Raw genomic sequence first — 14102 nt, forward strand, 5'->3', positions numbered from 1 at the left:
GAGCCTGTGCATGTGCAGGCCGCTGCTGGCGCGCCAGTCACTTAACCCATTGATGCATTCCGTGAGCAACAAGACAAGCAATCCTCTGCCAAAGACCGGCAAATTGGTGGCCGTCAAAGGCATGAACGATATTCTTCCCCCCGACTCGGCGCGCTGGGAATGGCTGGAAGACAAGGTGCGGGCACTCATGGCCCGATATGCCTATCGCAATGTGCGAACACCCATCGTCGAACCGACGGCGCTGTTCGTGCGTGGCTTGGGCGAAGTGACCGATATCGTCGAAAAGGAAATGTATTCGTTCGAAGACCGTTTGAACGGTGAGCATCTGACGCTGCGCCCCGAGGCGACGGCAGGCGTCGTTCGTGCCGCAGCGGAGCATTCGATGCTGTACGACGGTGGCAAGCGCCTGTACTACATGGGGCCGATGTTCCGCCATGAGCGGCCACAGCGGGGGCGCTACCGGCAGTTTCATCAGATCGGTGCCGAAGCCATGGGTTTCCATGGCGCCGAGGTCGACGCCGAGCTGATCCTGCTGGCGGATGCACTCTGGAAGGAACTGGGCCTGAAAGACGTTCGCCTGGAACTCAACAGCCTTGGGCAGCCTGAAGAGCGCAAAGCCCACCGTGCGGCGCTCATCGCCTATCTGGAAGGCCATTCTGAGCTTTTGGACGAGGATGCTCGCCGCCGCCTGCACAGCAATCCCCTGCGCATCCTGGATACGAAGAATCCGGCCATGCAGAGCTTGGTGCAAGCGGCTCCCAAACTACTGGACTACCTTGGCGAAGAATCCAGGCGCCACTTCGACACCGTCAAGGCCATCCTTGATGCGAATGGCGTGGCCTGGACCGTCAATCCGCGCCTCGTCCGGGGCATGGATTACTACAACCTCACGGTCTTTGAGTTCGTGACGGAGCAGCTCGGCTCCCAAGGCACTATTTGCGGCGGAGGGCGCTACGACTATCTCTTCGAGCAAATCGGGGGCAAGCCTGCGCCGGCGGTGGGCTGGGCTCTTGGCGTGGAGCGTGTGCTGGAACTCGTCAAAGAGCAAGAAGCGGCCCCGCCCGTGCTGGTGGCCGATGCCTATGCCATCGTGCCGGACGAAAAGTCGTTGCCCGCTGTCATGGCCGTGCTGCAGCGGTTGCGGGCCTTGGGCGTGAGCGTGCAGATGCACAGCCCTGCGGTTCGGGGCGAAGGCATGGGCAGCATGAAATCGCAGTTCAAGAAGGCCGATGCCAGCGGCTGCAGGCACGCATTGATCTTTGGTTCCGATGAGCTTGCGCGATCGGTCGTGACGATCAAACCACTGCGGGAAGGCGGGGGTGACCAGGTGGAGCGGGCGCTCAATGCGCTGCCCGACTGGGCGCCCACTCTACAATCCCCCCGCTAACAGAGACCCTACATGGCAAATCACCTCGATCTTGAAGAACAAGAGCAGCTTGACCAACTCAAGCATTTCTGGAACACCTGGGGCACGCTGATCAGTGGCATCCTAGTATTGATTTTCGGCGCATTTGCGGCATGGAACGGATACCAGTATTGGCAGAACCGGCAGGCGGCACAAGCGGCTGCGCTGTCCGATGCCGTGGAAACGGCTGCGCAGGCAAAAGACACCGCGCGCTTGGAGCAGGCTTTCGGCGACCTCAAATCGCGATATGGCGGTACGACAAAGGCGGGGCAAGCCGGTCTGCTGGTGGCCAAAAGCTTGGTGGAAAGCGGTAATCCAGACGGTGCCAAGGCGGCTCTGGCTTGGGTTGCCGACAATGCTTCGGATGCGGGCTACAAGGCACTGGCCAAACTGCGGCTTGCCAGCCTATTGATGGACCAAAAGGCATACGACGAAGCGTTGAAACAGTTGTCCGGAAGTTTTCCTGCAGAGTTCGATGCCTTGGTTGCGGACCGCAAGGGCGACGCATTGGCGCTGCTGGACAAGAAGCCGGAGGCCATCGCTGAATACCAGCGTGCCTACAAATCGCTGGAGGAGGGCATGGAGTACCGCCGCTTGGTCGAGGTGAAGCTCAATGCCCTGGGTGTGCAGCCACAACTCGTGGCCTCGGCAGCGACTGCTGGAGATTCCAAATGATGCGCGGTCGCATGGGTTTTCAGACAACACTTTTGGGTGCGCCACGCGCAGCGGTCGCTGCCGTGGCAACGGCATGCTTTCTACTGTTGACCGGTTGCTCCCTGTGGGGCGGTCCCGCAAAGCCGAAGCCCGCCGAGTTGGGTGCGAACGTACCAGTGATCGGTGTGCGCCAGGCGTGGACGTCGAAAGTGGGCGCCATCGGTCGGCTGCCGCTCGATGTGCATGTCAATGGCAACACGGTGACGGTGGCTTCTGCGGATGGCGTGGTCGCTGCCGTCGATGCGCGCACCGGCGGTGATGTCTGGCGAGCCAGCCTTGGCACGCCTTTGTCTGCTGGTGTGGGCAGCGACGGCAAGTGGGCCGCGGTGGTCTCCGTCGATAACCAGTTGATTGTCTTGTCCGATGGCCGTGAGATCTGGCGCAAGCCGCTGTCCGCGCAAGCGTACACAGCGCCGTTGGTGGCGGGCAATCGCATCTTCGTCCTGGCGGCCGATCGGTCCGTTTCGGCGTTTGATGCTGCGACGGGACTTCGTTTGTGGAATCAACCCAGGCCGGGAGAGCCGCTGGTGTTGCGCCAGTCGGGTGTATTGACGGCTGTGGGCGACACGTTGGTCGCGGGACTGGCGGGCCGGATGGTTGGATTCAATCCCGACAATGGCACGGTGCGTTGGGAAGCGCCGCTGGCCAGCCCCAGAGGGACCAATGATGTCGAGCGGCTGGTTGAATTGGTCGGGCGCACAAGCCGCGAGGGCGACAGTGTTTGTGCCCGCGCTTTTGTGTCCACGGTGGGCTGTGTGAACACGGTGCGAGGTACCGTGGCCTGGACACAGCCGGCCAATGGAACGGAAGGCATTCACGGCGATGACACCACGATTTTCGGCACGGAGAGCAATGGGGTGGTGGTGGCCTGGCGGCGTGCCGATGGCTCGCGTGCCTGGTCTTCGGACCGACTTCAATACCGGCGCTTGACCGCACCGCTGTTGCTTGGCAGGTCGGTCGTCGTCGGTGACGACACGGGCTTGGTGCACCTGCTCTCGCGTGAAGATGGCTCACCGCTGAATCGTATGACAACGGATGGTTCGGGCATCGCTGCAGCGCCGGTGGCGGCAGGGAGCACTCTGGTGGTCGTAACGCGCAATGGCGGCGTTTACGGCTTCCGCCCGGATTGACGGGTTGACCTGGATGAAACCAGTCATCGCTTTGGTCGGTCGCCCCAATGTGGGCAAATCCACTCTTTTCAACCGGCTGACGAAATCGAGGGATGCGATCGTTGCCGACTTCGCAGGCTTGACGCGTGACCGGCACTACGGGAACGGAAAGCAGGGCAAGCACGAATACATCGTGATCGACACCGGAGGCTTCGAGCCCGATGCCGCCAGCGGCATTTACCGCGAGATGGCCAAGCAGACACAGCAGGCTGTCGCTGAGGCCGATGTCGTCATCTTTGTCGTCGATGCCCGCGCCGGGTTGTCTGCTCAGGACCATGACATCGCCAACTACCTGCGGCGCCTGGGCAAGCCCTGTCTCCTTGTCGGCAACAAGGCCGAGGGAATGCGCGAGGGGGTGCAACTCGTCGAGTTCTATGAGCTGGGGTTGGGAGAGATCTATCCCATTTCAGCAGCCCACGGACAGGGTATTCGCAGCTTGGTTGAGTTGGCTCTTGAGCCTCTCCACTTGCCGGATCCGGACGAAGACTCGGAAGCCGAAGACAAGAGCGTGGTCAAGCTTGCGGTAGCTGGCCGCCCGAATGTCGGTAAGTCCACCCTGATCAATACGTGGCTGGGCGAGGAGCGCCTGGTGGCATTCGATATGCCAGGGACCACGCGAGACGCCATTTCCGTTCCTTTCGAGCGCAATGGCCAGCGCTTTGAGCTGGTCGACACCGCAGGCTTGCGTCGAAAAGGCAAGGTGTTCGAAGCCATCGAGAAGTTCTCCGTGGTGAAGACACTGCAAGCCATTGAGTCCGCCAATGTGGTGCTTCTTGTCCTCGATGCGACCCAAGGGGTCACCGACCAGGATGCGCACATCGCTGGATACATCCTTGAAAGTGGCCGAGCGGTGGTTTTGGCGGTCAACAAATGGGATGCCATGGACGACTATGGTCGACAGCTGCTGGAGCGCTCCATCGAGACGCGGTTGTCGTTCCTCAAGTTTGCGTCGTTGCATTTCATTTCGGCAAAGAAGCGCCAGGGGTTGGGCCCTTTGTGGACATCCATCGTGCAGGCCCAGAAAGCGGCGATGTGCAAGATGTCCACGCCCGTATTGACGCGGTTGTTGCTGGAGGCGGTGCAGTTCCAAGCGCCCAAGCGTTCTGGCATGTTCCGGCCCAAGTTGCGATACGCCCATCAAGGCGGCATGAATCCGCCTGTCATCGTGGTCCATGGCAATTCGTTGGAGCATGTCACGGAAGCGTATAAACGCTTCCTAGAAGGCCGTTTCCGCAAAGAGTTCGATCTGGTCGGGACCCCCCTTCGCATCGAGTTGAAGACGTCGCACAACCCCTTCACCGATAAGGGCGACCACTAGCCCAGAACCTTGCGAGGGGTTTCCTCGGTTTTCCTTCGGCGCCTCTACAGCTGTGGTAAGGTGCCGCTTTACAACAATATTCCTGAACACGGAGAATATCGTGAGCAACAAAGGCCAACTTCTTCAAGATCCCTTCCTGAACGCGCTTCGTCGCGAGCATGTACCCGTCTCGATCTACCTCGTGAACGGCATCAAGCTTCAGGGCCAGATCGAATCATTCGACCAATACGTGGTGCTGCTGCGTAACACGGTCACCCAGATGGTCTACAAGCACGCCATCTCTACCATCGTCCCAGGTCGCGCTGTCAACTTCTCGACGGCTGAAGCGCCCGACGCCGAGGCCGGTAACTCTTGAACGAAGGTGGTATGCCCGTCGGGCATGTAGCGAACATGCCTCTGGGCGGGCCGTCTTGAGTTCATACGATACGCCTGACTCACCGAAGACGCCGGTCATCTTGGTTGGCGTTGATTTTGGTTTGCCCCATTTCGACGCTGAGCTGGAAGAGTTGGGTCTGCTTGCGCAGACAGCGGGATTGAATCCCGTGGCGCGAATCACCTGCAAGCGGAAAGCCCCTGATGCCGCCTTGTTTGTAGGCAGTGGCAAGGCGGACGAGATCCGGCTGCTTGCGCAGATGCATCAGGCGGTGGAAGTGCTGTTTGACCAGGCCTTGAGTCCAGCGCAACAACGCAATCTCGAACGGCATCTGGATCTTCCAGTCAATGATCGAACGTTGTTGATCTTGGAAATCTTTGCCCAGCGTGCTAGAAGCCATGAGGGCAAGCTGCAAGTGGAGTTGGCAAAACTCCAATACCTGAGCACCAGACTTGTCCGACGCTGGTCCCATCTGGAGCGTCAGCGTGGGGGCATCGGAGCCCGGGGTGGGCCAGGCGAAACACAGATCGAGCTTGATCGAAGAATGATCGGTGAGTCGATCAAGCGCACACGCGAAAGACTCGAAAAGGTCAAGCGTCAGCGCTCCACACAGCGACGCCAGCGCGAGCGCCGGGATACTTTCAACATATCGTTGGTGGGGTACACGAATGCCGGTAAATCCACACTGTTCAACGCACTGGTAAAAGCGCGAGCGTATGCCGCAGACCAGCTGTTTGCCACATTGGATACGACGACTCGCCAACTCTATCTTTCGGAGGCAGGACGATCGGTGTCTTTGTCGGATACCGTGGGATTCATCCGTGATCTTCCCCATGGACTGATTGATGCGTTCCAGGCAACCCTCCAGGAGGCGGTGGATGCAGATCTTTTGCTGCATGTGGTGGATGCATCGAATCCCAACTTTCCAGAGCAAATTATGGAAGTCCAGCGGGTGCTCTCTGAAATCGGCGCTGCGAACGTGCCCCAGATACTGGTCTTCAACAAGCTGGACATGTTGGCGCCCGAGCAACGGCCGGAAGTCTTGAATGACATCTACGACATGCAAGGTACCCCTGTTCAGCGGTTCTTCCTGAGTGCTGGCTCTGGAGAAGGGCTGTCCTCCTTGAGGCGCGGATTGTCGGACTGCGTGCCCAAAGCCCAGCCGGCATCCATGACCCTAGGTGCCGATGCTGAATTGCCTCCAGATAGGGCCTGATTGGGCACAATGCCGCTTTGTTCACGTATTCAGAGAAACAGAGATTTTGCGAATGAATCCTCAAAGCCGTATCCCGCGCTGGGCCATATTGCCTGAGCGCATCCGGGGAATGTTGAATCTGAATGACCCCCGTTGGGGTCGTGGCGATGATAAGAACGATGGCACGGGAAACTCCGATTCGGAGCGTCCCCCATCCACGCCCCCCTCGGGTCATCGAGGACGTGACAAAAACACCGCTGGCCAGCCACCGGACCTGGATGAACTCTGGCGTGACCTCAACCGCAAGCTGGGCGGTCTCTTTGGGGGAAAGCAGGGTGGAGGCCGTGGTCCTGCAGGCGGCGGTTTCCAGCCGGACATGAAAAATGCGGGTTTCGGCGTTGGCTTGATTGCCGCAATTGCCGTGTTGATCTGGCTTGGGACCGGATTTTTCATTGTGCAAGAAGGTCAGCAGGCCGTCATCACGCAGTTTGGAAAATACAAGAGCACCGTGAACGCCGGTTTCAACTGGCGGCTGCCTTATCCGATCCAGCGTCACGAACTCGTTTTTGTGACGCAAATCCGGTCTGCCGATGTCGGCCGGGATGTGGTGATCAAAAGCACCGGCTTGCGTGAATCGGCAATGCTGACTGAAGACGAGAATATCGTCGAAATCAAATTTGCCGTGCAGTACCGTTTGAACGATGCGAGAGCTTGGTTGTTTGAGAGCCGTAACCCATCAGATGCCGTGGTGCAAGCAGCTGAGACTGCGGTGCGGGAGATCGTCGGCAAGATGCGGATGGATACCGCTTTGGCCGAAGAGCGAGATCAAATTGCGCCAAGGGTGCGCACTCTCATGCAGACGATCTTGGATCGCTATAAGGTTGGTGTCGAAGTGGTGGGCATCAATTTGCAGCAGGGAGGGGTGCGTCCTCCTGAGCAAGTGCAGGCAGCTTTCGATGATGTTCTGAAGGCGGGGCAGGAGCGGGAGCGGGCCAAGAATGAAGCTCAAGCATATGCCAACGATGTCATCCCTCGCGCGGTCGGGTCGGCCTCTCGGTTGGCTGAGGAAGCAGCAGCCTACAAGTCGCGGATTGTGGCTCAGTCCCAGGGCGATGCGCAGCGATTCAGTTCGCTGCTTGCTGAGTATCAAAAGGCGCCCCAGGTGACCAGGGACCGCCTCTACATCGAATCGATGCAGCAGATCTACACGAACGTCACCAAAGTGCTGGTGGAGTCCCGTCAGGGCTCGAATCTGTTGTACTTGCCTTTGGACAAGATCATGCAGGGTGTCGCGCAGACTGGTGCTGCAGCGTCGAATGATTCCTTGCCGCCAGCGGTGTCGTCTGCTGTTCCGCCGTCGGGAACTGCTTCCACATTTCCCGCTGACCCCCGTGCACGGGACTCCAGCCGTACGCGTGAGCGCGAGTCTCGATAGGAGCGCATTGTGAACAGAGTCGGATTTTTCGTTTCTACTGTCTTGGTTTTGCTTGCTCTTTTGAGCTCAACCTTGTTTGTGGTGGACCAGCGCCAATTCGGTGTGGTGTACCAACTGGGTCAGATCAAAGATGTGATTACGGAGCCAGGTCTTAACTTCAAGATGCCCCCGCCCTTTCAGAATGTGCGATACATCGACAAGCGGTTGTTGACACTTGACAGCACTGACACCGAGTCGATGTTGACTGCCGAAAAGCAGCGGGTGGTCATTGACTGGTATGTGCGCTGGAGGATCTCAGATCCGTCAGCTTACATTCGCAACGTCGGCCTTGATGAGAATGCCGGAGCGCTGCAGTTGAATCGGGTCGTGCGTAACGCCTTCCAGGAAGAGGTCAACAAGCGGACCGTCAAGGAGTTGTTGTCACTCAAGCGTGATGCTTTGATGTCGGACGTGAAGCGCGAGGTGCTGGAGGTCGTTCAAGGTGCCAAGCCTTGGGGCGTCGATGTCGTTGATGTTCGCATCACCCGCGTGGACTATGTCGAGGCCATCACGGAGTCTGTTTATCGTCGCATGGAGGCTGAGCGCAAGAGGGTGGCCAACGAACTGCGTTCCACAGGGGCGGCAGAGGGCGAAAAAATCCGAGCGGATGCAGACCGTCAGCGTGAAGTCGCGATTGCCAACGCATATCGCGATGCCCAGAAGGTGAAGGGCGAAGGTGATGCAGAAGCTGCTCGCGTTTATGCAGAAGCTTTTGGACGTGACCCGCAATTTGCGCAGTTCTATCGCAGCTTGGAAGCTTACAAGTCGAGCTTCAATAAGAAGAGCGATGTCATGGTGGTAGACCCTTCCTCCACTGAATTTTTCAAAGCTTTCCGTGGAGGTGGCGTTAGCTCTGGTGCTGCGCCTACATCCGCGACTCGTAAGTAGAGTCCATGGATAGCGCGCCCTCACTGGGCGCGCTTACTTTTTTGTGACTTCCCGTGCTGTTGTCTTGGTACAGCAATTCGGCATCACACGTGGTCCATTGATGCATCGTGCCGATCACGCATGCATATGACCGCTTGGTCAGTTCGCTGCGGTTGGTGGATGCGGCCACTGCGGATGGTCATGCCGGTAGAATCGCGTTTTTAACAGCCTCCCACTTTCCATGTCTGCCTGGGTCCTGCCGGATCACATTGCCGATGTCTTGCCTTCCGAGGCTCGACACATCGAAGAACTACGTCGCGGGCTGATAGACACCGCTCAGGGCTACGGCTATGAGCTGGTCATGCCTCCCTTGATGGAACATTTGGAGTCGTTGTTGACGGGCACGGGTGAGGCGCTCAACCTTCAGACCTTCAAGCTGGTCGACCAGCTGTCGGGGCGCTCCTTGGGTGTACGCGCCGATATGACACAGCAGGTTGCACGCATTGATGCCCATTTGCTCAACCGCAAAGGTGTTACGCGGCTGTGCTATTGCGGGCCTGTGCTTCATACGAAGCCCGATCGCCCCCATGCAACGAGAGAGCCGCTTCAATTTGGCGCCGAAATTTATGGTCACGCGGGTCTGGAAGCTGACCTAGAGGCGGTTTTGCTTGCGCTGCAATGTCTACGCGTGGCCGAAGTTCGTGACACCAGCGTAGATTTAGCAGATGTACGCATCGTGCGGCGTCTTCTTACAAATCTCTCTTTGGACGCGTATGCGGTACGCAGAGTGCATGCCGCACTTGCAGCCAAAGATGGGAGCGAATTGGCAAGTCTTACGCGCGGCTTCCCTTCGGAATCGCGTGAGGGGCTGAATGCGTTGCTACAGTTATACGGTGACATTTCTGTTTTGGACGAAGCACAGAAAGCGCTTCATCACGTTCCCGGTGTGGACGAAATATTAAACAACTTGCGATCTTTGGCTGCTCATCTTGTAGGGGCCAACGTCACATTTGATTTGGCGGATTTGAGAGGGTATGCCTACTACAGCGGAACTCGGTTCACCATTTATGCAAAGGGAGCGAGCGACGCTGTGGTTCGTGGTGGTCGGTACGATGAAGTTGGAGCGGTGTTTGGCCGCAACCGTCCTGCAGCCGGGTTTAGCTTAGATATCAAACAACTGGTAGGCGTTGTATCTCCACGGGCTTTGAAAACTGCCATCAGGGCCCCGTGGATGCAAGATTCCGACGTCAACGAAGCTGTCGCTGAGTTGCGAAGCCGCGGCGAGACCGTTGTATGCGTTTTTCCTGGTAGTGAGAGTGAGTTCGACGAGTTTCGTTACGACCGGGAGTTGGCCAAAGTTGCCGACCGTTGGATCGTGAAAGTTATCTGAAGCATTAGCTATATTGAATCGGGTTTGAAATGAAAGCAACCAAAGGTCGGAACGTAGTCGTTGTAGGCACCCAATGGGGTGATGAAGGCAAGGGAAAGCTGGTTGATTGGCTTACAGAAAGCGCCCAAGGTGTTGTTCGTTTCCAAGGCGGGCACAATGCAGGTCACACTTTGGTCATCAATGGCGTCAAGACGGCCTTGCACTTGATTCCGAGTGGCATCATGCGGCCGGGCGTCAAATGCTACATCGGCAATGGTGTCGTGCTGTCGGTTGCCAAGTTGTTTGAAGAAATAAAAGGCTTGGAAAAAGCTGGGGTTGAGGTTCGATCGCGCCTTCGAGTAAGCGAAGCCTGCCCACTCATTTTGCCCTTTCACGTAGCCATCGACGTGGCCCGAGAGGCTGCACGCGAGCACCAGGGGACCGAAAAAATAGGAACAACAGGTCGTGGTATTGGTCCTGCTTACGAAGACAAAATTGCTCGACGCGCACTTCGTGTCCAAGACCTGAAGTATCCAGCCCGTTTTGCTGAAAAGCTGCGTGGTTTGCTGGCACTGCATAACCATGTTCTCAAGAATTTTTTAAACTCCGGCTCTTTTGTTTTTGGTGATTCGTTGGCCCCCTATTTGGTTGACGGAGAAGTGCAATTCAATGCAGTCTTCGACGAGGCTATGCAACATGCAAAACTGCTTGGTCCCATGATTGCAGATGTATCTAGCGAATTGAATGCTGCCCATGTAGCGGGAGCCAATTTGCTTTTTGAGGGTGCACAGGGAACCTTGCTGGATGTAGACCATGGCACTTACCCCTATGTGACATCTAGCAATTGTGTCGCTGGCAATGCTGCTGCGGGATCTGGCGTGGGTCCCAACCTGCTTCACTATGTTTTGGGCATCACCAAAGCTTATTGCACGCGGGTTGGAGGAGGTCCTTTCCCTACGGAACTGGATTGGGAGGTTCCTGGTACACCGGGTTATCACATGAGCACGGTAGGCGCGGAAAAAGGCGTCACTACAGGCCGTAGTCGCCGTTGTGGTTGGTTCGATGCAGCACTTTTGAAGCGAAGTGCCCAAGTCAATGGATTGACAGGGCTCTGTATCACGAAGCTGGACGTGTTGGATGGGTTGTCGGAACTGATGCTTTGCACAGGGTATGAGCTTGATGGAGCGCACATCGAAATTTTACCGATGGGTGCAGAGGAGATTTCCCGCTGCACTCCCATTTATGAGTCGATTCCCGGCTGGACTGAATCGACTGTGGGGGTGACAAGATATGAAGAGCTACCTGCTAATGCGAGAAGGTATTTGGAGCGAATTGAGGAGGTGACTGGGGTTCCAATTGCTATGATTTCCACGAGTCCTGATCGAGATCACACCATTACATTGCATAACCCATACTTGGTAAGTTGAAATTTACTAGTTAGTCACTGTGTGAGGTTGGTGCGTGAATCAGGAGTACTTAATGTTAACGGAAGACGGTAAGCATCTATATGTGAGCTATGATGAATATCATAGCTTGATTGAGAAATTGGCACTTAAGATTCACCAGTCTGGCTGGGAGTTTGATACGATTTTGTGTCTAGCCCGTGGTGGGCTGCGTCCTGGGGATATTTTAAGTCGGATATTTAGCAAGCCGCTTGCAATAATGTCCACTAGTTCATATCGCGCAGAAGCGGGGACAATTCAGGGGCACTTGGATATTGCAAGGTTTATCACGACGCCAAAGGGCGAAATTGCGGGTAAAGTGCTTTTGGTGGATGATTTGGCTGATTCCGGGCATACCTTGAATGCGGTTATAGAGTTGTTGAAGAATCAATACGTTCCTATTGTAGAGCTACGTAGTGCCGTAATTTGGACTAAGGCAATTTCACGCTTCACCCCGGATTATTCCGTTGAATTTTTAACCACTAATCCTTGGATTCACCAACCTTTTGAGGGCTACGATAATTTGAGTCCTGAGAAATTAATGGATAAATGGCGGTTATAGTTTGATGTGGGGACTCTGTGTGAGGAGAACATCTCGCAACTCTAGGTGCGGCACTAATCTGAATACGGACGGTCAGACTCCAGCCATTTTGAATCCGCGATGAGGTCCCCGATGATCTGTGCCACTTGCATCGGGGCCTAGCCGCCCTGACGGCTCACGCTTTCGCCGTTTGCGGGCCACCTTTGCCTTTCAAGTGGCGGGTTTGAAGGACGAATCCATGCCCCGCTCCAGTAATGAGGCCAAGTGCTTCATGTTGTAGCAGGCGGCAATCATCGTCATGCCCACCGTGGCGCGCTTTTCCGATCGTGCGCACGAAGTTGCCCCCCTTTAGTAGCGGCGGATACCGGCGAACATATATTCAACTTGGCAACAAGGTCTGGGTCACAGACATCACTACATCCGGACTTGGCAAGCTGTACCTAGTCGTGTTTCTGGACCTCTGCACCCGTAAGGTCGTGGGCTGGTCCATGAAGGCCACGTTGGGCAGGGAGCCGGCTTTCGACGCTTTACTGATGGCGGTGTGGCGCCGCAAATCCCAGCAGGGGATCCTAGTTCATAGCGAGCAAGCCAGCCAATATGAAAGCGACGACTTCAAACGCTTCTGCACAGCCCGCAACTTAGAGCAGAGCATGGACCGCGGGGACAATTGAAGCCTCCTTGATTTCCTGTGCCAGTCAGAAGTAGAGGTCAGGGAATCGTTTTATACGGTACTCGACTGGCGGCACGCGACCCAGCGCTTCATGTGGTCGATGGTGGTTGTAGCGCTGAAGCCAATCGGCAGTCATGGCTCGCACCTCGGCCAACGAGTCGAAGACGTAGCAGTCCAGCACCTCGGTGTGGTAGGTCTTGTTGAAGCGCTCGACATAGGCGTTCTGGGTAGGCTGGCCGGGTTGGATGTGACGTAGCTCGATGCCTTTAGCAGCGGCCCAGTCGCATAACGCCTGGGCGATGAATTCCGGCCCGTTGTCCAACCGGATCGACAACGGCGCGCCGCGCACCTCGACCAGTTCGCTCAAGGCCCGGATCACGCGCGCTGCCGGCAGACTCGTGTCGACCTCGATGGCAGCGCTTCGCGGTTGAACTCGTTGATGACGTTGAACGTCCTGAAGCGCCGCCCCGACCAGAGCGCGTCAGCCATGAAATCGCAGCTCCAGTGCTGATTGGGTTCGCGCGCGCGGTCCAAGGGCAGCTTGATGCGCGCGGGCAATCGCTTCTTGCCGCGCCTGGGCAGATTGAGCTTGAGATCGCAGTACACGCGCCACATCACGGTCTTGCCCCAGGGCTTGCCTTGATGGCGAGCACTGTCGTAGATCAGGCCGAAGCCATGCCGCGGGTTCACCGCGATGTGCTGTTCGAGGAACTCGATCACCCCGGAATCGTCGCGAGCCACGGCCCTGTAGCGCAAGGTGGATCTTGCGATCCCGCTGGCTCGACAGGCTTGACGTTGGCTCAAGCCATGGTCCGCCATCAGCGCTTGCACGACCTGCTCGCGGCGCTCCGGGGTCAGAGCTTTCGCTCGATGACATCCTTGAGCTCGCTGTGCATCAGCGCCAGCTCCGCGTACATGCGCTTGAGCTGCGCGTTCTCGTCCTGCAACTCTCGCAGTTGCGCCAGGCTCGACACGTTCATGCCGGCGAAGCGGCTCTTGCACTTGTAGTAGGTCGGCTCGCTGATGCCGTGCTTGCGGCACGTCTCGCCAACCTTGCCGCCAAGCTCGACCTCCTTGAGGATCGCAACGATCTGGCTGTCAGTGAATCTGGATTTCTTCATGTAGAGGCTCCATGGGTTTGGATTCTCTACTCCCAGTTGGATCAAGATTTCGAGGAGGCATTCACAATGCCGTCGTCGCGTCGTTCTTCAGCAGCCCGAAAAGGAGCGCATCCAAAAGCGTATCTACAAAACTAGGGATTTGGGGCGCCCCGATGTCTTCGACTACATCAAGGCGTTCTACCACCGAACCCTCGGCCACAACCATCTCGGCAGTATCATTTTCCGAAGAGTTTGAACGCGCCTCGGCTTGAGGTTGGGGTGGTCTACAGGACCGGGCGGGCAATCCAGTTAGTGATGCGGTGCAGGCTGTGTTGGGAGGAGGGGTTTGATGACAATTTTTTGTCATCTTTCTCCTACGGGTGTGGGAAAAGTGGTCTATACTTGCGGGCTTGGCAGGTGAGACGGATGACTGAGTTGTCCGGAGAGTCTGACAAGAAAGGTTGG

General features: G+C 56.9%; 11 protein-coding genes and 2 pseudogenes. 12 read left to right on the plus strand and 1 reads right to left on the minus strand.

The window, feature by feature from the left end; all coding sequences use genetic code 11:
* Window positions 1–52: 52 nt before the first annotated feature.
* From hisS to AVTE2539_RS14710, 12 genes and pseudogenes are all read left to right on the plus strand, one after another.
* A complete protein-coding gene (gene hisS / locus AVTE2539_RS14655) occupies window positions 53–1387 on the plus strand; it encodes a histidine--tRNA ligase (RefSeq protein ID WP_502868925.1) in 1335 nt (444 codons plus the stop codon).
* A 12-nt stretch (window positions 1388–1399) separates the two neighbouring features.
* A complete protein-coding gene (locus tag AVTE2539_RS14660) occupies window positions 1400–2080 on the plus strand; it encodes a YfgM family protein (protein WP_284411585.1) in 681 nt (226 codons plus the stop codon).
* Window positions 2077–3249 carry an outer membrane protein assembly factor BamB gene (gene bamB, locus AVTE2539_RS14665; protein WP_502868926.1) on the plus strand — a complete coding sequence of 391 codons (1173 nt, stop codon included), beginning with the start codon at window positions 2077–2079 and terminating at the stop codon, window positions 3247–3249. Before AVTE2539_RS14660 ends, bamB begins: the two co-directional genes overlap by 4 nt.
* 13 nt (window positions 3250–3262) lie before the next feature.
* Entirely contained in the window at window positions 3263–4606 is a 1344-nt protein-coding gene (gene der, locus AVTE2539_RS14670; RefSeq protein WP_284411587.1) for a ribosome biogenesis GTPase Der, read from the plus strand.
* Window positions 4607–4706: 100 nt separating this feature from the next.
* Window positions 4707–4961, plus strand: a complete 255-nt coding sequence (hfq, locus tag AVTE2539_RS14675) for an RNA chaperone Hfq (RefSeq protein ID WP_272568224.1) — start codon at window positions 4707–4709, stop codon at window positions 4959–4961.
* Between the two features lie 55 nt (window positions 4962–5016).
* Entirely contained in the window at window positions 5017–6195 is a 1179-nt protein-coding gene (gene hflX, locus AVTE2539_RS14680; RefSeq protein ID WP_284411589.1) for a GTPase HflX, read from the plus strand.
* A 52-nt stretch (window positions 6196–6247) separates the two neighbouring features.
* Entirely contained in the window at window positions 6248–7609 is a 1362-nt protein-coding gene (hflK, locus tag AVTE2539_RS14685) for an FtsH protease activity modulator HflK (RefSeq protein ID WP_284411592.1), read from the plus strand.
* A gap of 9 nt (window positions 7610–7618) precedes the next feature.
* The gene (gene hflC, locus AVTE2539_RS14690) at window positions 7619–8536 is read left to right on the plus strand and encodes a protease modulator HflC (protein ID WP_284411594.1); all 918 of its coding nucleotides are present in this window, start codon (window positions 7619–7621) and stop codon (window positions 8534–8536) included.
* 220 nt (window positions 8537–8756) lie between these two features.
* Window positions 8757–9905, plus strand: a complete 1149-nt coding sequence (locus tag AVTE2539_RS14695; protein WP_284411596.1) for an ATP phosphoribosyltransferase regulatory subunit — start codon at window positions 8757–8759, stop codon at window positions 9903–9905.
* A 29-nt stretch (window positions 9906–9934) separates the two neighbouring features.
* On the plus strand, window positions 9935–11311 hold the full coding sequence (locus AVTE2539_RS14700; RefSeq protein WP_284411598.1) for an adenylosuccinate synthase: 1377 nt from the start codon (window positions 9935–9937) through the stop codon (window positions 11309–11311).
* A gap of 52 nt (window positions 11312–11363) precedes the next feature.
* Window positions 11364–11888 (plus strand): phosphoribosyltransferase, encoded by a 525-nt coding sequence (locus AVTE2539_RS14705; protein WP_284411600.1) that lies wholly within the window; start codon window positions 11364–11366, stop codon window positions 11886–11888.
* A 368-nt stretch (window positions 11889–12256) separates the two neighbouring features.
* A pseudogene (locus AVTE2539_RS14710) lies at window positions 12257–12535 on the plus strand (DDE-type integrase/transposase/recombinase); the annotation flags it as partial.
* A 27-nt stretch (window positions 12536–12562) separates the two neighbouring features.
* Here the strand turns inward: AVTE2539_RS14710 and AVTE2539_RS14715 are convergent.
* Window positions 12563–13658, minus strand: a pseudogene (locus tag AVTE2539_RS14715) (IS3 family transposase).
* Window positions 13659–14102 lie beyond the last annotated feature (444 nt).

The sequence above is a fragment of the Acidovorax sp. SUPP2539 genome (genome assembly GCF_030158975.1).
Taxonomy (GTDB): domain Bacteria; phylum Pseudomonadota; class Gammaproteobacteria; order Burkholderiales; family Burkholderiaceae_C; genus Paracidovorax.